Raw genomic sequence first — 24,612 nt, forward strand, 5'->3', positions numbered from 1 at the left:
GACAGCCGCCGGGCACTTCGCGTTCTTGTTGGCGCGCACCATGTCCGGTGCGCACCTTTTCTACCTTACTGCAACATCAGGCCGAACCCAACTTCTGCCAGGTGGCGATCACCGAATCCGGGTTCAGCGAGATCGACGAGATGCCTTCCTTGGCGAGCCACTGGGCGAAGTCCGGATGGTCGGACGGGCCCTGACCGCAGATACCGACGTACTTGTTCATCGACAGCGCCGTGGAAATGGCACGCTGCAGCATGAACTTGACCGCCGGGTCGCGCTCGTCGAAATCCTTGGCCAGCAGCTCCATGCCGGAGTCGCGGTCCAGGCCCAGTGTGAGCTGCGTCAGGTCGTTCGAGCCGATCGAGAAGCCGTCGAAATGCTGCAGGAACTGCTCGGCCAGAATCGCATTGGACGGCACTTCGCACATCATGATCAGGCGCAGGCCGTTCTCGCCGCGCTTCAGGCCGTACTTGGCCAGCAGCTCGACCACCTTCTCCGCCTGGCCGAGCGTACGCACGAACGGCACCATGACCTCGACGTTGGTCAGCCCCATTTCGTCGCGCACGCGCTTCATGGCGCGGCACTCCATCTCGAAGGCTTCGGCGAAGTCTTCGGCGATGTAGCGCGAAGCACCACGGAAGCCCAGCATCGGGTTTTCTTCGTCCGGCTCGTAGCGCGAACCGCCGATCAGCTTCTTGTACTCGTTCGACTTGAAGTCCGACAGACGCACGATCACGGGCTTCGGATAGAACGCCGCCGCGATGGTGGCGATGCCCTCGGCCAGCTTGTCGACGTAGAACGCGCGCGGGCTGGCATGGCCGCGGGCCACGCTTTCCACGGCCTTCTTCAGGTCGCTGTCGACTTGCGGGTAGTCGAGGATCGCCTTCGGGTGGACGCCGATGTTGTTGTTGATGATGAATTCCAGACGCGCCAGGCCCACGCCGCCGTTCGGGATCTGGCAGAAGTCGAACGCCAGTTGCGGGTTGCCGACGTTCATCATGATCTTGGTGCTGATCGACGGCATTTCGCCGCGCTGGACTTCCGTGATTTCGGTTTCCAGCAGGCCGTCGTAGATCTTGCCTTCGTCGCCTTCGGCGCACGAGACCGTCACCAGGGTGCCGTCCTTCAGCAGGTCGGTGGCGTCGCCGCAGCCGACCACGGCCGGCACGCCCAACTCACGCGCGATGATGGCCGCGTGGCAGGTACGACCGCCACGGTTGGTGACGATGGCCGAGGCACGCTTCATCACCGGCTCCCAGTTCGGGTCGGTCATGTCGGCAACCAGCACGTCGCCGGGCTGCACGCGTTCCATCTCGGCCGGATCGTTGATCACGCGCACCGGGCCCGTGCCGATCTTCTGGCCAATGGCACGGCCGGTCGTCAGCACCGGTGCCGAACCCTTCAGGCGGAAGCGCTGTTCGACCTTGCCGTGTGCCTGGCTCTTCACCGTTTCCGGGCGGGCCTGCAGGATGTAGATCTTGCCGTCCTTGCCGTCGCGGCCCCACTCGATGTCCATCGGGCGGCCGTAGTGCTTCTCGATGATGACGGCGTACTTGGCCAGCTCCGTCACATCCGCGTCGCTGATGGAGTAGCGGTTGCGCAGTTCGCCCGGCACATCGACAGTCTTCACGCGGCCGGCTTCGCCCGGCGCGGTGAATTCCATCTTGATCAGCTTGGAGCCGATCGAGCGGCGGATGATCGGGTACTTGCCGGCGGCCAGCGTCGGCTTGAAGACGTAGAACTCGTCCGGGTTCACGGCGCCCTGCACCACCGTTTCGCCCAGGCCGTAGCTGGAGGTGATGAAGACGACGTCCTGGAAGCCCGACTCGGTATCGATCGTGAACATCACGCCCGAGGCGCCGCAGTCCGAGCGCACCATGCGCTGAATGCCGGCCGACAGGGCCACCACGTCGTGGGCAAAGCCCTTGTGCACGCGGTACGAAATCGCACGGTCGTTGTACAGGGAGGCAAACACGTGCTTGATCTTGTCGAGCACGTCGTCGATGCCCAGCACGTTGAGGTAGCTCTCTTGCTGGCCGGCGAACGAGGCGTCCGGCAAGTCTTCGGCCGTGGCGGAGGAGCGCACCGCAAACGAAGCCTCGGCACCTTCACGGGCGGCCACGCGAGCGTACGACTCGCGAATTTCCTGCTCCAGACGCGGCTGGAACGGTGCGGTAGCGACCCACTCGCGAATCTCCTTGCCGGCGGCGGCCAGCGCCTTGACGTCATCAACGTCCAGGGCAGCCAGGCGCTGCGAGATACGCTCGGTCAGGTTGTTGTGGGCGAGGAAATCACGGAAGGCCAGTGCCGTGGTGGCAAAACCGCCCGGAACGCGCACGCCGGCGCTATCCAACTGGGAGATCATCTCGCCCAGCGATGCATTTTTACCGCCAACGACCTCAACATCCGTCATCCGCAGTTGCTCGAACGGCAGCACATAGGCGCCGTCTTGCGACAGGTTAGTCATACAAGCCTCTGAACTAAGTAAAAAACCGGTCGGATACGCGCGGGGCATTGTTCTTGTCGTCTGACCGCGCGAACCGCTTGGCTAAGCCATCCGAAAAAGCGCCAGAACTGTCGTCGTGACATTGTCTGGCGCCGGACGGGCCCGAATTGCTTAGCTAAACGATCGCCGCTATTCTACCGTGCCGCAGCACGATTTCCTGCCGGCGTGCTGGAAAAACCCCTCGTTTTCAATGACCGACCTCGCCGCCTCATCTGCCAACCGCACGGGCGTCCGCACTGTTTTCATCGTGTCGGATGGCACCGGGATCACCGCAGAAACCTTTAGCCACTCCATCCTCGCCCAATTCGAGATGAAGTTCCGCCAAGTGCGGATTCCCTTTGTAGACACGATCGACAAAGCACATGTGGCGGTGGCCAAGATCAACGAGGCGTTCCACGCCGAAGGGGTGAAGCCGATCGTCTTCACCACGTTGGTGGATGCCCAGGCAAACGAGATCGTCCATCGGGCGAAGGCCACCATCCTGGACATGTTCCAGACCTTCATCGAGCCGCTCGAGAAGGAGCTGAACCTTAAGTCCACCCACGCCATCGGCCGCTTCCACCAGAACGCGGATACCGAGGCGTACAAAAACCGCATCGAAGCGATCAACTTTTCACTTGCGCACGACGACGGCCAGTCGCACAAGAACCTGGCCGAGGCGGATGTGATTCTGGTGGGGGTGTCGCGCAGCGGCAAGACGCCAACCAGCCTCTACCTGGCCATGCAGTACGGCATGAAGTGCGCGAACTACCCGCTGATTCCAGACGACTTTGAGCGCGGCAAGCTGCCGTCAGTGCTGTACGACTACCGGAGCAAGATTTTCGGCCTGTCGATCGACCCGCAGCGCCTGTCCGAAATCCGCAACGAACGTCGCCCGGGGAGCAAGTACGCCGCGCTGGAAAATTGCCGCTACGAGGTGAACGAAGCCGAATCGATGATGCGGCGCGAGGGCATCAAGTGGCTGTCTTCCACGCACAAGTCGATCGAAGAAATTGCCACGACGATCCTGCAGGACGTGAAGATGGAACACAACAACTACTGAGCGCGCGCTCGGGAACAAGAACGGCCGGCATTGCACCGGCCGTTTGCTTTTCTGACGCCGGGTCAGGCGCGATCGCGCACCCAGTTGCCGCCGTGTGCCGCGGCCTGCGCTGCCGGGGAGGTCTCCAGATAGGCCAGCGCCTGCTCGGTCGAGCCCTCATGATGCGGCGTATAGCTTGGCCGGAAATAGCGCAGCGCGGCGCCCAGCATCTTCCAGAACGACGGCAGGCAGTTGCGTCGCGAGCCGTGCCACCAACCACGGATAAAGCCCGGAAACCTGCCTGCGCCCGGGTCCCGCTTGTACATGAAGCGGAAACCCGTGACCAGGAAGTACAGCAGCAACAGGATTGTGGTCAGCATGTGGAAACACCGCTCGGCATAGGTGCCGCCCATGTGGCGGAAGATGTCGAAGGCCACGGTGCGGTGCTCGACCTCTTCGGCGCCGTGCCAGCGCAGCAAGTCCAGCATGACGGGATCGGCCTTGGCAGCATCCAGGCCCTTGGCATTGAGCACCCAGTTGCCAAGATAGCCAAAGAAGTGCTCCAGCGCGGCGATGATGCCGAGTTGCTGGCGCAGCCAGAACCGGGTGTGGCCGATCCTCAAGCCGAGCGGCTGTTCGCCGAGCACCTTGGAGAACAGCCAATCCAGCCGCTTCGTAAAGGGCGCGGTGTCGATGCCGTGGTCTTTGTAGTAGTGCGTAAGCACGCCGCCGTGCGAGCGCGAATGCACGGCCTCCTGGCGCAGAAAACCTTCGGCGTCAGCGCGCAGCTTCGCATCGGTAATCAGTGGCAGCGCCTTGTTGTAGACGCGGCAGAACCACAGCTCGCCTGCTGGAAACAGCAGGTTCAGGATGTTGATGATGTGCGTACTGGACGGATCGCCGGGAATCCACTGGATAGGCGTGTTCTTCCAATCGAAGCGGACGTGGCGGGCCTTGATGAAGTAGTCGGGCGCGGTCATGGTGGTCTCCTGTTGTTCTTGTGTGCGCGGGGCGGCAGCGGGTTCAATGCCCGGCCATGCTCACGCGGGCGATCAGCCGGCTGAGCCACGGCGCATAGCGCGAGATGAAGCGCGACGAATGCGCCTCGATGCCGATCGTGACGACGGGCTTGTTGTGCAGCACCGCCCGTAGCATGGCCTTGGCGACCGTCTCGGGCTTGAGACCGCGCAGCTGATACAGCTTCGTGGCGCGCTGACGCAGCTGGGCCTGTTGCGCCTCCGTCGTACCGGCGTACACGGTGGACGCCATGATTCCCGTCTCGGCAAAACCGGGGCAGATGGCCGACACGCCGATGCCCTGCCCGGCCAGCTCGCCGCGCATGCATTCGGACAGCATCAACACCGCTGCCTTCGTCGTCGCATAGGCCACCAGATCGCGCGACGGAGCAAATGCCGCCGCCGATGCGGTATTCAGGATGTGTCCGCCCTGCCCGCGCGCCACCATCTGCTTGGCGAATAGTCGTGCGCCATGGATCACGCCCCACACGTTCACATGCAGGATGCGCTGCCAATCGCGCTCGGAGGTAGCGACAATGCCGCCGGCCATGCCGATGCCCGCGTTGTTGACGACGATGTCCGCGCCGCCGAGGTCCTTGCCGACCCAGTCGACCAGCGCTTCCATCTGCTCCGCGCTACCAACGTCGACGGTACGCGCCCACGCCTTGCCGCCCGTGAGGCGGATGAGCGCGGCGGTGCGTTCGGCGTCTTCGGCGCGAATATCGACCGCGACGATGGCTGCGCCCTGCTCCGCGAATTCCAGCGCCGCGCAACGACCAATGCCGCTGCCTGCCCCCGTGACGACGGCCAGCTTGCCGGACAGCGGTTTGCGGTCACCATGTTGACGCGCGCGTTGTAGTGCTTCGGACTCCGGCTTGCCCTCGGCATGCTCGATCAGCTCGCGTGCCATGTCAGCCATGCGCTCGGCATGGGTCACGGGCAGCCAGTGCCGCGCCACAACTTCGCGACGCCAATACTGCGACACCCAGGGCGACAGGTCTTCCGACAACGCGGGACTCACGTACTTATCCAGCGTGGGCACGATCACCTGTACCGGCGCTTGCGCCATACGCTTGCGCGGCGTGAACAGGCTGCGGATGAAGTTGGCGCGATACAGCGAAACTCCATGCACACCATCCGCCGTCTGCGTGACACGCGGCGCGATGGTGGTCTTTTCCACGCGACGCAGCACGCGCGGCCACGCGCGCCCCAGCCACAAGCGCCAGCTCAACTCCGGCACGATCGGCAGATGGAACAGCAGCACGTACCACGAGCGCACGAGTTGCCCCAGCATCTTGCCCAGCGACGCCGGCGTCGGCCGCAGCAGGCGCTGGCGCATCCAGTGGCCCACGTGGTCCAGACACGGCCCCGAGCACGACGTGTACGACGCAACACGCCCGCGCAGGCGTTCCTCCGTCACGAATTCCCACGACTGGATCGAACCCCAGTCATGCGCGATCAGGTGGACAGGCTTGCTTGGGCTCAGCGCATCGATGACAGCGATGAAGTCATCGGTCAGCTTGGCAAAGGTGTAATGGCGAGACCCCTTCGGCGCGCTCGACTGCCCTGCGCCCCGCACGTCATAGGCGATGACGTAGTAGTCGCGCGCAAGCAGCGGCGCCATGTCGTGCCAGACCTCGCTGTTGTCGGGATAGCCGTGGACAAGTACGACAGTCGGGCGCGCAGGGTCACCCCACGTTTTGACGGCAAGCGTCACGCTGCCGGATTGCACCGTGCGATCGGCGCGTGGAAACCCGGCGGCCGGTTCGAACAGCGCAAGCGGCGCCTCTTCGAGAAGCGTCTTCATCTGAGCCTCCTCGCACGTCAGGCAGCACGTTGCTGCGCGAGCTGTCGTTGCTGCCAGCGGCGCACGTGCGGCAGGTCGTCGTCGAGCCAGTAGGCGTGGTCTTCCGTGATGACGAGCAACTCTTCAAACTTCGCGCCCACGCCGTGAAAGCCCAGATGCGGCTCGACGGCCCACAGGCCCGGCATCGGTGCGTGCTCGGAGCGGCGATCGATCGACCACAGCGGCGACCAGCCCTCCTGCTTACCGCTGCGCACTTGGTCAAGGATCAGATTGCGCGTGGCATTCAGCCCAAAGCGCGCCACGAAACGAGGCTTGGACGGGCTCTCCAGCTTTGCGACGCGATGCGCCAGCACCTTGAACGGATATGCCTTGTGACGCGGCTCCACGCCCTGCTTCATGCAGAGTTGATCCACTGCCCGCGCCACTTCGGCCATCGGGCGGCGCTCGCGGATCAGCCGCACGATCAGCTCGCGGTGCGCCATGAGATCATCCAGCAGTTGTTCGAGGATGGCGTTTTCGCCAAGGCACATCGCGTAGCCCACATCCGCGATCACGCCATTGCGCACCGGCGCCACATCGAGGATGACCGGCATGTTCTCTTCCAGCCGCCGCGACGACGGGAAGAACGCCAGATTGAAGCCTGCCATGTGCGTCAGCCCGGAAAAGCCCTGGAACGCCGTGCGATCGCCAAACCAGGCGAACGGCTTGTGCAGCCAGTCATGGACGCCGCGGTCGCCCAGCCATTCCGTGAGCAGCTTGGCTGCGTCTTTCTCCGTCATGCCGGGTCGCAACATTGCACCGACCGCCTCGACGCACTGGTAGGCGAGCTGCTGGATTTCGCGAAACTGCGCGAGTTCGTCGACGTTGACGTGCGCCAGCGTGGGGTTCGGCATGGCGGTCTCCTTGAGTTTGGTTATCGAGGGGTGCTCAATGGCACCAATCTCAATGTTCCATTACTTAATGTCAAAGTCAATGCGGGATGTTTCTGGCGTTTGAAAACGCCATGTGACGCGTAGTCGACGAAAAAAGGGAGAAATCAGTCTGCGCGACGCTGGCGCACGGCCTCGAACAGGCAGATGGCAGCCGCGGCAGCCACGTTGAGCGATTCCATGCCGCCCGGCTGCGGAATAACGACGGGCGTAGTCACGGCGGAAAGCCACGCGTCCGACACGCCGGCGCCCTCGTTGCCGAAGACCCAACCCACAGGCGTCTTAAGCGGCACATCAAACACCGCCTGCTCCGCGTGTGAAGACGTCGCCAACAGCGGCACCTGCAGGCGCGGCTGGACGCTCTCGAAGGTGCAGTGCTCGACGATATTGAGATGGAAATGCGCCCCCATCGCCGCACGCAGTGTCTTGGCCGACCACGCGAATGCGCAACCCGCCGTCATGAATACATCGCGCACACCCGCCGCCGCCGCGCAGCGCAGGATGGAGCCGACATTGCCGGCGTCCTGAATGCCGTCGAGGATCACGCAGTCCGACTCGATCACCTTCGGCAGATGGCCTTCCGGGGTATCGATCACGGTCATCAGATCGATGCCGTTGACGACCGTCGTGAGCTGCCCAAACAGGCTGTCGGCCAGCAGGACCACGGTTTGCGGATCGACGCGTTTAAGTAGCGGCGCCACCTCCGGATGCGAGACATGACGCTCGGAAACCAGCACCTGAGTGGGTGTATGCCCTGCATCCAAATACGCCGCAACCAGATGGACGCCGTCGAGCACGGATTGCCCCGCGCGCCGCCGATGCTGCGTCGAGCCCGACAGCGCCTTGAGATGCTTGAACACCGCGTTGTCGCGGGAGGTGATGTGCTTCACGAAACGGTCCAGCGGAGGAAGGTCAGTCGTCCCAGGCGCTGGCTGCGGTGGCGGCTTCGGCGCTGATCGCCGTCAGGCCCTCCAACGCGCGGCGCACGGGTGCGAACGAGCGGCGGTGATGCGGCGTCACGCCATGCAAATCGATGGCGGCCAGATGCTGCGGCGTGCCATATCCGGCATGGACGTCGAAACCATAGTGCGGAAACTCAATATGCAGCGCGGCCAGTTGGCGGTCACGCGTAACCTTGGCCAGGATCGACGCCGCGGAAATGGCCGGCACGAGCGCATCGCCCTTGACGATGGCTTCCACCGCAAACGCCACCTGCGGACAACGGTTGCCGTCCACCTGTACGAGGTCGGGCAGCGTGCCCAATGCGGCCACGCCCTGCACGGCGCGCTGCATGGCCAGCATGGTCGCGTGCAGGATGTTGATGCGATCGATTTCCTCGACCGTCGCTTCGGCCACGTGCCAAGCGAGCGCCTTTTCGACGATTTCGTCGTACAGCGCCTCGCGCTTCTTGGCGGTGAGGATTTTGGAGTCCGCCAGCCCCTTGATCGGCTTGCGCGGATTCAGGATCACGGCAGCGGCTGTCACAGGCCCGGCCAGCGGCCCACGCCCAGCCTCATCCACGCCGCACAGAATGCGGCGCGCACGCTTGGCCGCCGGCGCTTGCGACAGCGGCAGACCAAGCTGATCGGGATCGGGTTTACGGGAAGCCATGGGGTCAGTACCAGCTTAGAGCTTGCCGCGGCTGCGCAGGAGGTCGGCCACGACTTTCGCGCCGATCTCCGCCATGTTCTGTTTGAGCGTCAGATGCATCTGCGTGAAGTGCTCGCGCAGGAACGTGGCGTTGCCGTGGTCGCTCAGTTGTAGCAGCGTTTCGCGCGCGAGCGCCTCGGGCGTCGCATCGTCTTGCAGCAGCTCAGGCACGACAAAGCGGCCCGACAGGATGTTCGGCAGCCCCACGTAGGGCAGATAGCCTTTGCGCTTCATGATCTGCGCCGTCAGCCAGGGCACCTTGTAGGTGATGACCATGGGCTTCTTGTACAGCGCAGCCTCCAGCGTGGCCGTACCGCTGGCCAGCAGGATCACGTCGGCCGCTTCCATGGCCGCATGCGATTGGCCGTCAACGACCCAAAGGTGCAGACCCGGATGCTCGGCACGCATGGCATCGATGCGCTCGCGCAGGGTGGCGTTGGCCGCAGGCAGCACAAACGCCAGATCGGGCTCCACCAACTGCATGCGCGCCATGGCGGCAAACAGGGTTGGCCCGAGATGCTTCACTTCGGAATTGCGGCTGCCCGGCAGCACCGCCACGACCTTGCGGCCCAGCGGTAGCCCCAGCCGTGTGCGCGCGCCTTCCACGTCCGGCACCAGCGGAATCTCATCCGCCAGCGGATGGCCCACATACGTGGCCGGAATGCCAGCCTTGGCGTAAATCTCCGGCTCGAACGGGAACAGGCAGAGAATGTGGTCAACCGCCTTGGCGATCGTCTTGATACGCCCCGCGCGCCACGCCCAGATCGACGGGCTGACGAAGTGCACCACCGGCACACCCGCCTGGCGCATGGCGATCTCGACGTTGAAATTGAAGTCCGGCGCGTCAACGCCGATGAAGGCCAGCGGCGGCTTGGCCAGGAGATCCTGCTTGAGTTCCTTGCGGATGGCGAGGATCTCGCGCAACTGGCCGAGCACTTCCACGTAGCCGTTGACCGACAGCTTGTGCATCGGCCAGTTCGACTGGAAGCCTTGCTCCGCCATGCGCGCACCGCCGATGCCGTTGTAGGCGATGTCGGCGGGCAGTTGTGCATGCAGCCCTTTCAGCAGCAACGACGCCAACAGGTCGCCGGACGCCTCGCCGGCCACCATGCCGATGCGGCGTGCCGGCGTGGCGTTCTGAGGCTGCTCGTTCAACGCACGATGCCGCGCTTGGTGGCGGCGATGAAGTCAGCGAAGGCGGTGAGCACCTCGCGCGTCGGAGCGTCGTCAGCCTGCGTGATCTGCGCAGCGATTTCCGCCTTGGCTTGGTCGAAGCTCAGGTCGCTCTTGTAGAGCAGCTTGTACGCCTGGCGCAAACCGGTGATCTGCTCAGCCGTGAAGCCGCGACGGCGCAGGCCCTCCACGTTGATACCGTGCGGCGCGGCCTTGTTGCCGCCCTTGTCGCTCGCGGCGATCACGAACGGCGGCACATCCTGCACCAGCGCCGACGCACCACCCAGCATGGCATGCGCGCCGATGCGCACGAACTGGTGCACGCCCGACATGCCGCCGAGGATGGCCCAATCGCCCACTTCCACGTGGCCGGCAATCTGCGCGTTGCTCGAGAACACCGTGTGGTTGCCCACGCGGCAATCGTGCGCGATGTGCACGTAGGCCATGATCCAGTTGTCGTCGCCGATGGAGGTGATGCCGGCATCCTGTGTGGTACCGGTGTGGATCGTGGTGAATTCGCGAATGGTGTTGCGATCGCCAACGATGAGCTGCGTCGGTTCGTCGCGATACTTCATGTCCTGCGGGCGACCACCCACCGAGGCAAAGTGCCCAATGCTGTTGTCGCGGCCCAGCGTCGTGTAGCCCTCGACCACCGTATGGTGGCCCACGCGCGTGCCCGCCCCCATGCGCACATTCGGACCGACGACGGTAAACGCGCCGATCTCGACGCTCGAATCCAGTTCAGCCTTCGGATCGATCTGCGCGGTCGGATGGATCTTCTGTGCTTGCGTCATGCCTCGCCCTTCGGTTCGTCCTTGATGATGGCGCACATGATTTCCGCTTCGGCTGCCAGCTCACCGTCCACCATGGCGAACACCTTGAATTTCCAGAAACCGCGCTTGCCACGCAGCAATTCGGCATGCAGGCAGAGCTGGTCTCCCGGCACGACCTGACGCTTGAAGCGCGCGCCGTCGATGGCCGTGAACAAGTAGAGATCGTTCTCCTGACGCTTGTGATCCGGGTCCCCAAATGTCAGCAACGCGGCGGTCTGCGCCAGCGCTTCAAGGATCAGCACCCCCGGCATCACCGGATGACCCGGGAAATGGCCGTTGAAGAACGGCTCGTTGAACGTCACGTTCTTGATGGCCTTGATGCGCTTACCCGCTTCCAGTTCCACCACACGGTCCACCAGCAGCATCGGATAGCGATGCGGCAGCAGGTCGAGGATCTTCTTGATGTTGAAATCGCTGACGAGGCTGGTCGTCGCGCTCGTAGCATTCGTTGCTTCGGTCATGATTCTTTTCGCAGGTCTTTGACCTGCTGTTCCAGTTGTTGCAACCGTTCGCGCATGCGCGTCAGGCCTCGGACGATGGCCGCGTTGCGTTCCCAGTCGCCATGCGGCATGAACGGGAACACGCTGGTGAAGTGGCCACCGGGTTTGGTGATGGATTTGGTGATGGACGTGCCGCCGGACACCGTCACGCGATCGGCAATCGTCAGGTGACCGGCAAAGTTGGCCGCGCCACCGATGATGCAATAGCGGCCGATCTTCGTGCTGCCTGAGATGGCTGCACAGCCCGCGATGACGGTATAGGCGCCGACATGCACGTTGTGCGCGATCTGCACCTGATTGTCGATCTTGCAGCCCTGTTCGACCACCGTGTCAGCCATCGCACCGCGGTCGATGGCGGTGTTCGCGCCAATCTCCACGTCGTCGCCGATCACGGCCCGGCCGGTCTGCGGAATCTTCACCCACTCGCCGCCCTGCGGGCCGAAATCGGGCGCAAAGCCGAAACCGTCCGCGCCGATCACCACGCCACTGTGCAAAATGCAGCGCGCGCCGACGACGCAGCCGTGGTAGATCGAAACATTGGCATTGAGCAGCGTGTCGTCACCGATACGAGCATCGGCGCCGACAAAGCTATTGCCGGCAATGCGCACGCGCTCACCGAGCACGGCGCCCGATTCGATCGTGACATTCGGGCCGATCGAGCAGGAGGCCGGCACCACAGCGCCTTGGCCCACGCTGGCACTCGGGTGGACGCCCGGCACCACGGGGCGCGCGGCCAGCGCAACAAAGCGCTGTGCAACACGCGCAAACGCGGCATACGGATTGGCTGCCACCAGCCAGTTACGACCAGCAACGTGGCCCTGGCCTTGGAGCGTTTCCAAATCACGGGGTGACACGATGATCGCACCCGCGCCGGAGCTCACAGCCTGATTGAGGTACAGCGGATTCGAGAGAAAAGCGAGCTGATCTGCGCCGGCCTGGTCGAGCGGCGCGATCGACTTGACGATCAGGCCAGCGTCACCCTGGACGGTCGCGCCGAGCGACGCGGCAAGTTCACCAAGCGAAAACGACATGCGAACAACCTCATTTCGCCGATTGCGAATTTAGCGTCTTCAGCACCTCGTCGGTGATGTCGATGCGCGGGTTCACGTACACGGCCTCCTGCACGATCAAGTCGTACTTGCGCTGCTCGGCAATCGAGCGGATCACGCGATTGGCGCGCTCCAGCACCTGTGCCAGCTCTTCATTGCGGCGCTGGTTCAGGTCTTCGCGGAATTCACGCTGCTTGCGCTGGAAATCGCGGTCCAGGTCGGACAGCTCGCGCTGGCGGCGGGTACGGTCGGAATCGGCCAGCACGGCGGAGTCCTTGTCGAGCTTGTCGGACATGGACTTGAGCTTGGCGGCCATGTCCTGCAGCTCGCGGTCGCGCTTGGCGAACTCGGTTTCCAGCTTGGCCTGGGCAGCCTTGGCCGGCTGCGAGTCGCGCAGGATGCGCTCGGAATTGACCGCCGCAATGCGGGCTTCCTGGGCAACGGCCGGCACTGCAGCGGCCATGGCGATTGCAGCAAAAGCAGCGGACACGCCCATGCGGGACAACGTGATGCGCGTGGTTTTCATGATGAATGCGGTCATTAGAATGCCGTTCCGATCTGGAACTGGAAGCGTTGAGTTTGGTCTTCGGCCTTGCGCTTGATCGGGAAGCCCATGCTGATCTTCAGCGGACCGATTGGCGACAGCCACGATAGGCCGAAACCGGTCGAGTAGCGCATGTCGCCCAGCTTGTACGGCTGGCCTTCGGCGAACACGTTGCCGTAGTCGAAGAACGTGAACAGACGGACGGTACGGTCAACGCCCGAACCTGGCAGCGGGAAGATGAATTCCACGTTGCCGATGAACTTGCTGGCACCACCGATGGCCACGCCGTTGGCGTCGCGCGGGCCCAGCGTGCTGGTTTCGTAACCGCGCACCGAGCCGATACCGCCGGCATAGTAGTTCTTGAAGATCGGGAAGTCCTTGCTGCCGTAGCCGTGGCCGTAACCGATTTCGTTGTTGAACGCCATCGTGAACGACTTCGACAGCGGATAGAACCACTGGTGCTGGTAGTACGCGCGGTAGTACGTCACGCCGCCCGGCATGCCGACTTCCAGGTTGGCCTGCTGATAGCGCCCACGGGTCGGGACCAGTGCGCTGTCACGCTGGTCCTTCGACCAGCCGATCGTGAACGGGAAGTTATTGGTGACGCGGCCGTTCTTGGCGACCCAGTTCTGATAGGCCAACGGCGTATTGCTCGTCACGTCGATCGACGTACGCTCGTAACCGAGGCCGAAGAACACCGTGTCGGTTTCCGAGAACGGCACCCCGAACTTCAGGTTGCCGCCTTCCTGCACCACGCGGTAGTCCTGGTCACCCGTGTAGTACAGCGGGCGATACGTGCGGTAGTACAGCTCGGTCGAGCGGCTGATACCGTCGGTCGTGAAATACGGGTCGTACTGCGTGACGGCGATCGTACGGTTCGACTTGGACGTGTTCACGTCCAGACCCAGGCTGGTACCCGAACCGAACACGTTGTCCTGACGGATACCGGCCGACAGCACCAGTTTGTCGGTCGAACGAGAAGCCCAGGCCCAGGTTGATCTGGCCGGTCGGCTTTTCCGTCACATTGACGTTCACATCGACCTGGTCTGAAGTGCCCGGCACGTCTTCGGTGGTGATGTTCGCGTCGGTGAAGTAGCCCGTGCGGTTGATGCGGTTCTGCGAAAGCTGCAGCTTTTCACCATCGAACCACGAGGCTTCCATCTGGCGCATTTCGCGGCGCACGACTTCGTCGCGGGTCTTGCTGTTGCCGACCACGTTGACGCGACGCACGTAGACGCGGCGACCCGGGTCGACCACCAACGTGAGCGCCACCGTGCGGTTCTTCTGGTCGATCTGCGGCTGCGGGTTGATCGTGGCGAAGGCGTAGCCGTACGTGCCAAGCAGGTCGGTAATCGACTTGGTCGTCGACGACAGCTTGGCCGACGAGAACACATCGCCCTGCTTGAGCTTGATGAGCTTTTCCATCTCGGCCTGCTTGCCGAGCAGTTCGCCCGTCAACTTGATGTCGGACACCTTGTACTGCTCACCCTCGTGGATGTTCAGCGTCAGGTAGATGTCCTTCTTGTCCGGCGTGATGGAAACCTGGGTCGACTCGATGGCGAATTCCAGATAGCCACGGTCCAGGTAGAACGAGCGCAGCGCTTCCAGGTCAGCCGTCAGCTTCTGCTTGGAGTACAGATCGTTCTTGGTGTACCAGGACAGCCAGTTCGGCGTGGACAACTGCATCTCGTCGCGCAGATCGCCTTCCTTGAAGGCCTTGTTGCCGACGATATTGATCTGGCGAATCTTGGCGGTCGGGCCTTCGTCCACCGTGAAGGTGATCGACACCCGGTTGGCATCGACCGGCGTGACCGTCGTCGAACACCTCGGCGGCGTAGTAGCCGCGCGAAACGTATTGGCGCTTGATTTCCTGCTCGGCGCGGTCGATCAGCGACTTGTCGTAGTAGCGGGCTTCGGCCACACCCACACCGCGCAGCGTGCGGCGCAGCGCTTCCTTATCGAATTCCTTGAAACCGATGAACTCGAGCTGCGAGATGGCCGGACGCTCTTCCACGCGCACCACCAGCACATTGCCCTCGGACCGGATCTGCACGTCCTTGAAGAAGCCGGTGTTGTAAAGCGCGCGGATGGACTCGGCGCCCTTGTCGTCGGTGAAGGTCTCACCCACCTTCACGGGCAGATAGCCGAACACGGTACCCGGTTCGACGCGCTGTACCCCCTCCACGCGAATGTCCTTCACGACGAACGGCTCCACTGCATGAGCCTGACCGGCAGTCACGGTCAGAACGGAAGCCGCCAGCACGCTGAGCGGGAAGCGATGTTGTCTGATCAATCTAATCCCCTAAATTGGATCCGGTTGGAATCCACTTCCGAGTGTTTTCAAAACCCTGGGTTGCCCGCTCACGCTGTGGGCGACGATGCGGCTTGCCGATGCAGCTTTAAATACGGCCTAGCCTCGAGTCATAAACAACCGACTCAAATCGTTGTACAAAGCGAGCGAAGTGAGAAGCAGAATACAGGCGACGCCGATCTTTTGAAGTACTGCTTGCCAGGATTCCGGCACGGGTCGGCCTGTTAAAAATTCCACGCAATAATACAGCAAATGCCCCCCATCCAATACCGGAACGGGCAACAAGTTCAGGACACCAAGGCTGACGCTGATCAACGCGAGAAAGCCCACAAACGGCTGCCAGCCAAGGCTCGCCGCTTTGCCAGCAAAGTCGGCCACCGTAATCGGGCCACTCAGATTCTGCAGCGAGGCCTGCCCCACGATCATCTTGCCCAGCACCTGTAGCGACAGCATCGACGTCTGCCAGACCTCGTGCACGGCATGCACCAGCGCGGCGCCCGGCTCATCACGAATCAGTGCCGTTTCGACCTTCTGATTGAGTTGCGCACCAAGCTTGCCGATCTTGGGACCGTTCGGGTTCTTGGCGTCGGTGTCGGCATCCGGGCGGACGGGCAGCGTCAGCGGCTCGCCGTTGCGCAGGAGGTCGATCGAGGCGTTCTGCTCCGGCATCGCGCGAATCTGGCGGATGAGGTCCATGGCTTGATCCGCCGGCTGGCCCGCGAAGCGCACGATTTGATCGCCGGCATGCAAGCCCGCGCGTGCGGCAGCGCTATTGGGCAGGACGTCGACAATGGTGACCGGGCCACCCAGCAGACGCAGACCGATCTGGTCGATCACGTCGGCTTGCGGCGTACGCGCGGCGCTCGGCAAGCCTTGCAGGCGAACAGTACGCTCCGCCCCATCGGTGCCACGTACCTGGACAAGCGCATCGTGTCCACCAATGCCCGCCGAGTACAGGCGCATGCGCACCTCGTTCCAGCCTCGCACCGGCACGGGCGCTTCGCTTTCAGTGCCGATGGCGACCACGCGATCGTGGGCCCGCAGATCGGCCTGCGCGGCAATGCTGCCCGGTGGCGGCGCACCGAGGATGGGCAATGGCTCCACCGCCCCCACCCACGCCAGCACGGCGTACAGCACGATAGCCAGCAGGAAGTTGGCGATCGGCCCAGCAGCCACAATGGCGAATCGCTTGTAGACCGGCTGGTGATCAAACGTGCGCGGCAGGTCTTCGGGGAGAATCGGCGGGTCTTTTTCGGGGTCGCGCGCGCCCTCGCCCAGCATCTTGACGTAACCACCCAGCGGGATGGCGCAAATGGTCCACTCGGTATGGTCAGGGCCACGGCCGACCCGGCGGAACAGCACCTTGCCGAAGCCGACGGAAAACCGCAGCACTTTCACGCCGCACAGGCGGGCGACGCTGTAGTGCCCCAGCTCGTGAATGACGATCAATACGGCGAGCGCAAAGACAAACGCTAAAACGGTCTGCAAGAACCTTCTCCGGATGCACTGAAGGGGTCGCGCGGACACCGCCGCGCGAACGCGCTATGTTACCCGCTTGCTCTGATGAGCCGCTTTTTACGCTGCGGACAACGGCAAACATGCCGTGGCGATATAGTGCTCGGCCTGATTGCGCGCTGCAGCATCTGCCGCGAAAACCGTCTCAAGCGAATCGGCCGGCACAATGGATGTGCGCGCCAGCGTGTCGCCGACCACAGCGGCGATGTCGGTAAAGCGAATGCGGCGCTGCAAAAACGCTTCGACCGCGACTTCGTTCGCGGCGTTCAATACAGCAGGTGCCGTACCGCCGGCACGCAGGGCGTCGAACGCCAGCGCCAAGCACGGGAAGCGGCGCAGATCGGGCGCCTCAAACGTCAGGGTGCCCGTTGCCGCCAGATCCAGCAGCGGCACACCGGCGTCGATGCGCTCGGGGTAAGCCAGCCCGTACGCAATGGGCGTGCGCATGTCCGGGTTGCCGAGTTGCGCCAGCACCGAGCCGTCGTCGTAGCCGACCATCGAATGAATCACACTTTGCGGGTGAATCAACACTTCGAGGCGTTCGACCGGCACGCCGAACAACCAGAACGCCTCAATCACCTCCAGCCCCTTGTTCATCATGGTGGCGGAGTCGACCGAGATCTTGCGCCCCATGACCCAGTTCGGATGCGCGCAGGCTTGGTCGGGCGTGACATCGGCTAACGTCTCGACATCGCGCGTGCGGAACGGGCCACCAGAGGCCGTCAGGACGATGCGCGACACGCCGCGCCCGAACTGCGGGGATTGCTGCGGCAGGCTCTGGAAGATGGCGTTGTGCTCGCTATCAATCGGCAGCACCGTCGCGCCATGGCGGCGGACCGCTTCCATGAAGAGCGCGCCGGACATCACCAGCGCTTCCTTGTTGGCCAGCAACACGCGCTTACCGGCGCGCACCGCGGCGAGCGTCGGGCGCAAGCCCGCCGCCCCGACGATGGCGGCCATCACCGCGTCGCAATCTGGATGGGCAGCAGCCTCTTCCAAGGCTTCGGGGCCGAAGCGGATTTCGATGCCAGCGGCATCGGCACCCAGATGCTCGCGCAGCGCGTCGGCAGCGGCTTGCGAGCCAAGCACGGCCATCTGCGGACGAAACTCACGGCATAGCTTGGCCAGCTTGTCGGCCTGCGCGTTGGCGGTGAGCGCGAACACGCGGTACTTGTCGGGATGGCGGCGCACCACGTCGAGCGTGCTGTCGCCAATGGAGCCGGTGGCGCCAAGAACGGTCAAACGCATCATGTTCGGACGCCTCAGGAAATCAGCAACGCTGCCAACGGGAACACCGGCAGCAGCGCGTCAATACGGTCGAGCACACCGCCGTGACCAGGCAGCAGGCGGCTGCTATCTTTCATGCCGACCTGGCGCTTGATCAGGGATTCAAACAAATCGCCGCCAATGCTTGCTGCGACCAGCAGGATGGTCAGCGCCAAGGCGACGCCAGTACCGCGCTGATCGAACTCGTGCGAAAACCACGTCGGCGCAAACCAGTGCGTCACGCCCGCCGCCGTGGCGATCACCGCCACCAGCACGGCTCCGCCGATCGCGCCTTCCCAAGACTTGCCCGGGCTGATGGTCGGCGCCAGCTTACGACGACCGATCGCCTTGCCAACGAAATACGCACCCACATCAGCCGCCCACACCAAAACAGCCACCGACAGCAGAAAGGCGATGCCCTGTGCGCGCAGCACGCTCACGGCGTGCACAAACGCGGGCAGCATGATCCAGCCCAGCAGCGCGAAGACGACCTGCCGAGCGGATGTAAGCTCGCGCACACCGCCAGCCAGCAGCCCCCAGGCGACGACCCACGCGATCACAGCCAAATAGAACAGCGGGCGCACATCGCCACGCGCCGGCATGTCGTGCCAGGCAATCGTCAACAATACGGCGACGACGGCATAGGCAACCGGGCCCCACCAGCCGGGCAAGCGCACAAGACGGCCCCACTCCCAGGCAGCGAGCGCAGCAAACACCATCACCAGCCCGACCAGGCCGGCGGGCGGCGCGAAGAACAGAATGGGCAGGATGACAATCAGCAGGCAGACAGCGGTAATGACGCGAGTCAGCAGCATGTGTCAGGCTCCAGCGGACAGCACGGGGGGAACACCCGGATCGAGCTGCGCACTGGTGCGGCCGAAACGGCGCTCGCGGTTGCGATACCAGGCGAAGGCGCGATCGAGTTCGGCGGCATCGAAATCCGGCCAGTAGCGATCAGTGAAGTACAACTCGGAATAGGCGAGTTGCCAGAGCAGAAAGTTGCTGATGCGCTGTTCGCCACCGGTGCGGATGAAGAGGTCGGGCTCGGGCGCATAAGCCAGCGCCATATGCGGTGCAAGCATCTCCTCGGTGATCGCCTCAGGTGCGATACCCGGCTGCGCCGCCACCAGTGCACGCATAGCCTGGAGGATGTCCCACCGGCCGCCGTAGTTCGCGAGGATGGTAACCGTCAGCCCTGGATTGTTGGCGGTTTTGGCCTCGGCCTCGCGAATCAGCAACTGGATGCGCGGGCTGAATGCCGACAGATCGCCCACCACGCGCACGCGAATGCCGTTCTCATGCAGCTTGCTCACCTCGCGGCGCAGCGCCGTCATGAACAGCTTCATCAGGAAGGTGACTTCTTCGGCGGGGCGACGCCAATTCTCGGAGCTGAACGCAAACAGCGTCAGATAACCGACGCCGCGGCGCGCTGCAGCCTCGACCGTTGCGCGCACGGCATCGAGGCCACGGCTGTGCCCCGCAACGCGCGGCAGATGGCGCTCGGTTGCCCAACGGCCATTGCCGTCCATGATGATGGCGACGTGGCGCGGCGTGTCGGCGGTGTCTGGCACCGCCAGTGTGGAGCTGATATGCATGAATCGAGCTTCCCACCGCGCGCGCAGAGCACGCGTGGCAGGAGACGGCCTTACACCGTCATGATTTCCTTGTCTTTCTCGGCGACGAGCTTGTCGATCTCGGCGACAAACTTGTCGGTCAGCTTCTGGACTTCGTCACCGCCACGGCGCTCGTCGTCTTCCGAGATGGCCTTGTCCTTGACCAGCTTCTTGAGCTGTTCGTTGGCATCGCGGCGCAGGTTGCGCACGGCGACCTTGGCGTCTTCGCCCTCGCCCTTCACGACCTTCGTCAGTTCCTTGCGGCGCTCTTCGGTCAGCGCGGGCGTCGGCACGCGAATGATGTCGCCCATGGTGGCGGGGTTCAAGCCGAGATCTGCTTCACGGATCGCCTTCTCGACGGCTTGCACCATCTTCTTTTCCCACGGCTGCACGCCGATCGTGCGCGCATCCACCAGGGTCACGTTGGCGACTTGGCTAATGGGCACCATCGAGCCGTAATAGTCGACTTGCACATGATCGAGCAGGCCGGTGTGGGCACGGCCAGTACGGATCTTGGCGAGATCCGTCTTGAGAGCCTCGATCGACTTCTGCATCTTCTGCTCGGCATTCTTCTTAACATCGGCGACGCTCATACTTCCTCCGAACGATAACGGCGGCCTGCCAGACATGCGCCCCGGAATTGGACACAGGGCACCGGCAAGACCAAAAAGACAATAGGCGATTTTACATGGAAGCCGCACGCCAACGCCATTTGCGTTGACTTAGCGGCCTCGGGTGAAACAGGCGCTCGGGCCGCCTCAGACGTGCACCAGCGTGCCCTCGTCTTCCCCCAGGATCACGCGCTTGAGTGCACCCGGCTTCTGAATCGAAAACACCTTGATCGGCAGCTTCTGGTCGCGGCACAGCGCGAAGGCGGTCGCATCCATCACTTGCAGGTTGCGCGAGATGGCCTCGTCGAACGTGATGGTGGTGTAGCGGGTGGCGCTCGGGTCTTTCTTCGGATCCGCCGTGTAGACACCGTCGACCTTGGTGGCCTTCAGCACGATCTCGGCGCCAATTTCCGAGCCGCGCAACGCAGCGGCCGTGTCGGTGGTGAAGAACGGGTTGCCGGTGCCGGCCGCGAAGATCACGATCTTGCCCTCTTCCAACTGGCGGATCGCGCGGGGGCGAATGTACGGCTCGACCACCTGGTCCAGGCGCAGCGCCGATTGCACACGGCCCTCGAGGTTGGCGTGACGCATGGCGTCCTGCAAGGCCAGCGCGTTCATCATGGTGGCCAGCATACCCATGTAGTCGGCCGTGGCGCGATCCATGCCGGCGGCACCACCCGCAACGCCGCGGAAAATGTTGCCGCCACCGATCACCACTGCCACCTGCACGCCCAGCTTCACGATTTCAGCGATGTCGTTGACCATCCCTTCGATGGTGCTGCGGTTGATGCCGAAAGCATCGTCGCCCATCAGGGCTTCGCCGGAAAGTTTGAGTAGAACGCGCTTATAGGCAGGCATGGAGATCCTCGTGACGATTCCTGCTACGGGAAACAGGAAGGGGGAAATGACAGCCGCGGCGGGCGAAACGGAGTTCGCCCATCCCGCAACCTTCTTGCGCGGAAGCCGTCCGGTCACAATCACCGACCGGCGCCCGCGCAAGCAGGCTGCACCTGCAAACAGGGCACCTTGCGGTGCCCTGTTTGCTCGGCATTATACGATCGCGCCGATGGAGAAAAGTTGCCCTGCCGGCCTACGCCGGCGGACGAATCTCCGTTCCATCGGAAGCAATCGCTGCAGCATTACGCCTGTTGCTTTGCAGCAGCCACTTGAGCGGCCACTTCAGCAGCGAAGTCGTCCTGCTTCTTCTCGATGCCCTCGCCCACCACGTACAGCGTGAAAGCCTTCACGGTCGTGTTGGCAGCCTTGAGCATCTGCTCAACGGTCTGCTTGTCGTTCTTCACGAACGGCTGGTTCAGCAACGAGACTTCCTTCAGATACTTCTGCACGCTGCCTTCCACCATCTTGGCAACGATTTCAGCCGGCTTGCCCGATTCGGCAGCCTTCTGCTCGGCAACGCTGCGCTCCTTGGCGACCAGCTCGGCCGGCACGTCATCTGCCGACAGCGACACCGGCTTCATGGCAGCAGCCTGCATTGCAGCGTCCTTGGCGGCCACTTCGTCACCTTCGTACGCCACCATCACGCCGATGCGGGCGCCGTGCAGGTACGAAGTCAGCTTGCTGCCATCGAAACGCTGGAAGCGGCGGATCGTCATGTTTTCGCCGATCTTGCCGATCAGGCCTACGCGCACGTCTTCAACGGTCGGGCCGAAGCCGTCTTGCGACAGCGGCAGCGCGCCGACAGCGGCAACGTCAGCCGGGTTGTTCTTGGCGATCAGTGCAGCCACCGAGTTGGCGAAGGCCAGGAACGAATCGTTCTTCGAGACGAAGTCGGTTTCGCAGTTGATTTCGACCAGTGCGCCAGTGGTGCCTTCCACGGCAGCCGCCACCACGCCTTCAGCGGTGACGCGCGAGGCAGCCTTGCCAGCCTTGCTGCCCAGCTTCACGCGCAGGATTTCCTCGGCCTTTTCCAGGTTGCCTTCGGCTTCCGTCAGGGCCTTCTTGCATTCCATCATCGGCGCGTCGGTCTTCGCGCGCAGTTCTGCCACCATGCTTGCGGTAATTGCCGCCATTTCATGCTCCTTGTTTCAGATCGTCGTCCGGTCGCGCGCTGAAACGGTCTTTGCGTCTTCGCTTCGCGCCGGCCTGTCGTCCGGTTTCCATCCGGCCGCCCCACGAGATACGACGCGCGTGGGACATCCGCATGACAAATTAAAAAAAAGGGGCGTTTGTTACGCGCCCCTGTCTGGCCCTCACCTTTGATGCAACGCGTTTGCAGTGCATCACTGATATGGCCTGACGCGCTTCCCGCTCGGCAATGCGGCGGGCGCGCGCCTTCTTGTGATTTAGCCTTCTTGGACTTCGACGAAGTCGTCGCCGCCGCGAGCGGCTTCCACAACTTCCTGAACCGCGTTAGCACGGCCTTCCAGGATCGCGTCGGCCACGCCGCGCACGTACAGTGCAACAGCCTTGCTCGAGTCGTCGTTACCCGGGATGACGTAGTCGATGCCTTCCGGCGAGTGGTTCGTATCAACCACGCCGATCACCGGAATGCCCAGCTTGGCAGCTTCGGTCACGGCAATCTTGTGGTAGCCAACGTCCACCACGAAGATGGCGTCCGGAATGCCGCCCATGTCCTTGATACCGCCGATGGACTTGGTCAGCTTGTCCATTTCGCGCTCGAACATCAGCGCTTCCTTCTTGCTCATGGTCTCGGTCGCGCCGGCTTCCTTGGCGACTTCCATGTCCTTGAGGCGCTTGATCGAGGTCTTGACCGTCTTGAAGTTGGTCAGCATGCCGCCGAGCCAGCGGCTGTCGACGAACGGCATGCCTGCGCGAGCGGCTTCTTCAGCTAGGATCTCACGCGATTGGCGCTTCGTGCCGACGAACAGGATGGTGCCCCGGTTGGCTGCCAGTTGGCGCACATACTTCAGTGCGTCCTGGTACATCGGCAGCGTCTTTTCCAGGTTGATGATGTGAATCTTGTTGCGATGGCCGAAAATGAAGGGGGCCATCTTGGGGTTCCAGAAGCGGGTTTGGTGGCCAAAGTGGACACCGGCTTCCAGCATTTCGCGCATGGTCACGGACATGAAATTCTCCAGTCGGGTTAGGTCTGAAGCCGCCCCAGACACCCCTCGCATGCGATACCGCATCTGACACGAAAGGCACCCGCGGTGAAGCGGCTCGCGATTTCAAGCGCTGCCAGCCACACGGCCAGCAAGTGCTTAGCCAGCGATTATAGCGGCAAAAACCCAATCAACTCAAGACCTTCGGCAGATTGTCTGCCTGCATCGGCAAGACCCACACCCGGCGCCCGAGAGCCCCGGCCGGGTCGCTTTGGTGCGATAATTCATGCTTTAGCCACAACGCAACGCCTTGCGCGCTTGCGTGCAGAGAACGTCACAGCATGGCCGTTACCATTCACACCGCCGAAGACATTGCGCAGATGCGCGTGGCCTGCCGGCTTGCGTCCGAAGTCCTGGATTACATCACGCCGTTTGTGAAGCCAGGCGTGACCACCGGCAAGCTCGACCAGCTGTGCCACGCCTATATGCGTGATGTGCAGGGCACCGTGCCAGCGCCGCTCAATTACGCGCCGCCGGGCTACCCGCCCTTCCCCGCCTCGATCTGCACATCGGTCAACGAAGTGATCTGCCATGGCATTCCGGGCGACAAGGCACTGAAGAACGGCGACATCGTCAACCTGGACATCACCGTCATCACCAAGGAAGGCTATTACGGCGACACCAGCCGTACCTTCATCGTCGGCGAGGGCTCAATTCTGGCCAAGCGCCTGACGCAGGTGACGTTCGAGTGCATGTGGAAAGGCATCGCCGCGGTGCGTCCGGGCGCACGTTTGGGCGACATCGGCCACGTGATCCAGCAGCATGCAGAAGGCGCAGGCTATAGCGTGGTGCGTGAATATTGCGGCCACGGCATCGGCAAGGTCTTCCACGAAGATCCGCAGATCCTGCATTACGGTCGCCCGGGTACCGGCATGGAGCTCAAGGCAGGCATGATCTTCACGATCGAGCCGATGATCAACGCCGGCAAGCGTGACATCCGCACAATGCCCGACCAGTGGACGGTCAAGACGCGCGATCGCAGCCTGTCGGCGCAGTGGGAACACACGATCCTGGTGACGGAAACCGGCTATGAAGTGCTGACCGTGTCGGCGCTGACGCCTCCGCCGCCGGAGTTCGTGCGCGAAGGCACCCCCGCCACGGCCTGATCGAACGCCGCGGGCGCGCCGCAGCGGCCGCGCCCGGCCAATCTTTGCAGCGACCGGACTTCCGCGCCGGTCGCTGTTTCAT

General features: G+C 63.2%; 21 protein-coding genes and 1 pseudogene. 2 read left to right on the plus strand and 20 right to left on the minus strand.

The genetic code is table 11. From position 1 onward, the window contains the following. Positions 1 to 76 precede the first annotated feature (76 nt). Positions 77 to 2,464, minus strand: a complete 2,388-nt coding sequence (gene ppsA, locus ACS7SF_RS01100; protein WP_439891307.1) for a phosphoenolpyruvate synthase — start codon at positions 2,462 to 2,464, stop codon at positions 77 to 79. Positions 2,465 to 2,693: 229 nt separating this feature from the next. On the opposite strand from ppsA, the gene ppsR reads away from it, so the two are divergent. Beyond that, positions 2,694 to 3,545 (plus strand): posphoenolpyruvate synthetase regulatory kinase/phosphorylase PpsR, encoded by an 852-nt coding sequence (gene ppsR, locus ACS7SF_RS01105; RefSeq protein ID WP_439891308.1) that lies wholly within the window; start codon positions 2,694 to 2,696, stop codon positions 3,543 to 3,545. A 62-nt stretch (positions 3,546 to 3,607) separates the two neighbouring features. Here ppsR and ACS7SF_RS01110 read toward each other — a convergent pair whose 3' ends face one another. From ACS7SF_RS01110 to rpsB, 19 genes and pseudogenes are all read right to left on the minus strand, one after another. Continuing rightward, positions 3,608 to 4,504, minus strand: a complete 897-nt coding sequence (locus ACS7SF_RS01110; protein WP_439891309.1) for a metal-dependent hydrolase — start codon at positions 4,502 to 4,504, stop codon at positions 3,608 to 3,610. 43 nt (positions 4,505 to 4,547) lie between these two features. Continuing rightward, complete coding sequence (locus ACS7SF_RS01115; protein WP_439891310.1) at positions 4,548 to 6,347, minus strand: SDR family oxidoreductase; 1,800 nt, start codon at positions 6,345 to 6,347, stop codon at positions 4,548 to 4,550. A gap of 17 nt (positions 6,348 to 6,364) precedes the next feature. After that, positions 6,365 to 7,240 carry a M24 family metallopeptidase gene (locus ACS7SF_RS01120; protein WP_439891311.1) on the minus strand — a complete coding sequence of 292 codons (876 nt, stop codon included), beginning with the start codon at positions 7,238 to 7,240 and terminating at the stop codon, positions 6,365 to 6,367. A 143-nt stretch (positions 7,241 to 7,383) separates the two neighbouring features. Further along, a complete protein-coding gene (locus ACS7SF_RS01125) occupies positions 7,384 to 8,166 on the minus strand; it encodes a TrmH family RNA methyltransferase (RefSeq protein ID WP_439891312.1) in 783 nt (260 codons plus the stop codon). A gap of 22 nt (positions 8,167 to 8,188) precedes the next feature. Then, positions 8,189 to 8,887 carry a ribonuclease HII gene (gene rnhB, locus ACS7SF_RS01130; RefSeq protein ID WP_439891313.1) on the minus strand — a complete coding sequence of 233 codons (699 nt, stop codon included), beginning with the start codon at positions 8,885 to 8,887 and terminating at the stop codon, positions 8,189 to 8,191. A gap of 15 nt (positions 8,888 to 8,902) precedes the next feature. Next, on the minus strand, positions 8,903 to 10,036 hold the full coding sequence (gene lpxB / locus ACS7SF_RS01135; RefSeq protein WP_439892665.1) for a lipid-A-disaccharide synthase: 1,134 nt from the start codon (positions 10,034 to 10,036) through the stop codon (positions 8,903 to 8,905). A gap of 41 nt (positions 10,037 to 10,077) precedes the next feature. After that, a complete protein-coding gene (gene lpxA / locus ACS7SF_RS01140; RefSeq protein WP_426398702.1) occupies positions 10,078 to 10,893 on the minus strand; it encodes an acyl-ACP--UDP-N-acetylglucosamine O-acyltransferase in 816 nt (271 codons plus the stop codon). Further along, positions 10,890 to 11,393, minus strand: coding sequence for a 3-hydroxyacyl-ACP dehydratase FabZ (gene fabZ, locus ACS7SF_RS01145; protein WP_426398703.1), 504 nt, complete (start codon positions 11,391 to 11,393; stop codon positions 10,890 to 10,892). Before fabZ ends, lpxA begins: the two co-directional genes overlap by 4 nt. Next, on the minus strand, positions 11,390 to 12,463 hold the full coding sequence (gene lpxD, locus ACS7SF_RS01150; protein ID WP_439891314.1) for a UDP-3-O-(3-hydroxymyristoyl)glucosamine N-acyltransferase: 1,074 nt from the start codon (positions 12,461 to 12,463) through the stop codon (positions 11,390 to 11,392). Before lpxD ends, fabZ begins: the two co-directional genes overlap by 4 nt. A gap of 10 nt (positions 12,464 to 12,473) precedes the next feature. Beyond that, positions 12,474 to 13,022 (minus strand): OmpH family outer membrane protein, encoded by a 549-nt coding sequence (locus ACS7SF_RS01155; protein ID WP_439891315.1) that lies wholly within the window; start codon positions 13,020 to 13,022, stop codon positions 12,474 to 12,476. Then, positions 13,022 to 15,318 (minus strand): annotated as a pseudogene (gene bamA, locus ACS7SF_RS01160) (outer membrane protein assembly factor BamA). The gene ACS7SF_RS01155 and the pseudogene bamA overlap by 1 nt, the downstream one beginning before the upstream one ends. Positions 15,319 to 15,435: 117 nt before the next feature. Next, positions 15,436 to 16,824 carry an RIP metalloprotease RseP gene (gene rseP, locus ACS7SF_RS01165; protein ID WP_439891316.1) on the minus strand — a complete coding sequence of 463 codons (1,389 nt, stop codon included), beginning with the start codon at positions 16,822 to 16,824 and terminating at the stop codon, positions 15,436 to 15,438. Positions 16,825 to 16,911: 87 nt separating this feature from the next. Further along, the gene (ispC, locus tag ACS7SF_RS01170) at positions 16,912 to 18,102 is read right to left on the minus strand and encodes a 1-deoxy-D-xylulose-5-phosphate reductoisomerase (protein ID WP_439891317.1); all 1,191 of its coding nucleotides are present in this window, start codon (positions 18,100 to 18,102) and stop codon (positions 16,912 to 16,914) included. Positions 18,103 to 18,113: 11 nt separating this feature from the next. Further along, entirely contained in the window at positions 18,114 to 18,932 is an 819-nt protein-coding gene (locus ACS7SF_RS01175; protein WP_439891318.1) for a phosphatidate cytidylyltransferase, read from the minus strand. Between the two features lie 3 nt (positions 18,933 to 18,935). Beyond that, on the minus strand, positions 18,936 to 19,712 hold the full coding sequence (gene uppS / locus ACS7SF_RS01180) for a polyprenyl diphosphate synthase (protein ID WP_439891319.1): 777 nt from the start codon (positions 19,710 to 19,712) through the stop codon (positions 18,936 to 18,938). Positions 19,713 to 19,762: 50 nt separating this feature from the next. Then, positions 19,763 to 20,323 carry a ribosome recycling factor gene (gene frr / locus ACS7SF_RS01185; RefSeq protein WP_004626673.1) on the minus strand — a complete coding sequence of 187 codons (561 nt, stop codon included), beginning with the start codon at positions 20,321 to 20,323 and terminating at the stop codon, positions 19,763 to 19,765. A gap of 165 nt (positions 20,324 to 20,488) precedes the next feature. Next, on the minus strand, positions 20,489 to 21,199 hold the full coding sequence (pyrH, locus tag ACS7SF_RS01190; RefSeq protein WP_009238238.1) for a UMP kinase: 711 nt from the start codon (positions 21,197 to 21,199) through the stop codon (positions 20,489 to 20,491). A 281-nt stretch (positions 21,200 to 21,480) separates the two neighbouring features. Next, positions 21,481 to 22,371: a translation elongation factor Ts gene (gene tsf / locus ACS7SF_RS01195; protein ID WP_439891320.1), complete on the minus strand. Its 891-nt coding sequence runs from the start codon at positions 22,369 to 22,371 to the stop codon at positions 21,481 to 21,483. A gap of 273 nt (positions 22,372 to 22,644) precedes the next feature. After that, on the minus strand, positions 22,645 to 23,388 hold the full coding sequence (gene rpsB / locus ACS7SF_RS01200) for a 30S ribosomal protein S2 (RefSeq protein WP_439891321.1): 744 nt from the start codon (positions 23,386 to 23,388) through the stop codon (positions 22,645 to 22,647). A gap of 317 nt (positions 23,389 to 23,705) precedes the next feature. On the opposite strand from rpsB, the gene map reads away from it, so the two are divergent. After that, positions 23,706 to 24,530: a type I methionyl aminopeptidase gene (map, locus tag ACS7SF_RS01205; RefSeq protein ID WP_426398713.1), complete on the plus strand. Its 825-nt coding sequence runs from the start codon at positions 23,706 to 23,708 to the stop codon at positions 24,528 to 24,530. The last annotated feature ends 82 nt before the right edge of the window (positions 24,531 to 24,612 follow it).

The organism is Ralstonia sp. 25C, assembly GCF_051904805.1.
Taxonomy (GTDB): Bacteria; Pseudomonadota; Gammaproteobacteria; order Burkholderiales; family Burkholderiaceae; genus Ralstonia.

Coding starts and splice junctions, on each gene's coding strand:
- ACS7SF_RS01110 (WP_439891309.1), bottom strand. CDS start 4,504: ATGACCGCGCCCGACTACTTCATCAAGGCCCGCCACGTCCGCTTCGAT.
- ACS7SF_RS01115 (WP_439891310.1), bottom strand. CDS start 6,347: ATGAAGACGCTTCTCGAAGAGGCGCCGCTTGCGCTGTTCGAACCGGCC.
- ppsA (WP_439891307.1), bottom strand. CDS start 2,464: ATGACTAACCTGTCGCAAGACGGCGCCTATGTGCTGCCGTTCGAGCAA.
- pyrH (WP_009238238.1), bottom strand. CDS start 21,199: ATGCCTGCCTATAAGCGCGTTCTACTCAAACTTTCCGGCGAAGCCCTG.
- ACS7SF_RS01155 (WP_439891315.1), bottom strand. CDS start 13,022: ATGACCGCATTCATCATGAAAACCACGCGCATCACGTTGTCCCGCATG.
- ispC (WP_439891317.1), bottom strand. CDS start 18,102: ATGATGCGTTTGACCGTTCTTGGCGCCACCGGCTCCATTGGCGACAGC.
- lpxD (WP_439891314.1), bottom strand. CDS start 12,463: ATGTCGTTTTCGCTTGGTGAACTTGCCGCGTCGCTCGGCGCGACCGTC.
- ACS7SF_RS01175 (WP_439891318.1), bottom strand. CDS start 18,932: ATGCTGCTGACTCGCGTCATTACCGCTGTCTGCCTGCTGATTGTCATC.
- rnhB (WP_439891313.1), bottom strand. CDS start 8,887: ATGGCTTCCCGTAAACCCGATCCCGATCAGCTTGGTCTGCCGCTGTCG.
- frr (WP_004626673.1), bottom strand. CDS start 20,323: ATGAGCGTCGCCGATGTTAAGAAGAATGCCGAGCAGAAGATGCAGAAG.
- ppsR (WP_439891308.1), top strand. CDS start 2,694: ATGACCGACCTCGCCGCCTCATCTGCCAACCGCACGGGCGTCCGCACT.
- fabZ (WP_426398703.1), bottom strand. CDS start 11,393: ATGACCGAAGCAACGAATGCTACGAGCGCGACGACCAGCCTCGTCAGC.
- ACS7SF_RS01120 (WP_439891311.1), bottom strand. CDS start 7,240: ATGCCGAACCCCACGCTGGCGCACGTCAACGTCGACGAACTCGCGCAG.
- lpxA (WP_426398702.1), bottom strand. CDS start 10,893: ATGACGCAAGCACAGAAGATCCATCCGACCGCGCAGATCGATCCGAAG.
- uppS (WP_439891319.1), bottom strand. CDS start 19,712: ATGCATATCAGCTCCACACTGGCGGTGCCAGACACCGCCGACACGCCG.
- tsf (WP_439891320.1), bottom strand. CDS start 22,371: ATGGCGGCAATTACCGCAAGCATGGTGGCAGAACTGCGCGCGAAGACC.
- map (WP_426398713.1), top strand. CDS start 23,706: ATGGCCGTTACCATTCACACCGCCGAAGACATTGCGCAGATGCGCGTG.
- rpsB (WP_439891321.1), bottom strand. CDS start 23,388: ATGTCCGTGACCATGCGCGAAATGCTGGAAGCCGGTGTCCACTTTGGC.
- lpxB (WP_439892665.1), bottom strand. CDS start 10,036: ATGGTGGCCGGCGAGGCGTCCGGCGACCTGTTGGCGTCGTTGCTGCTG.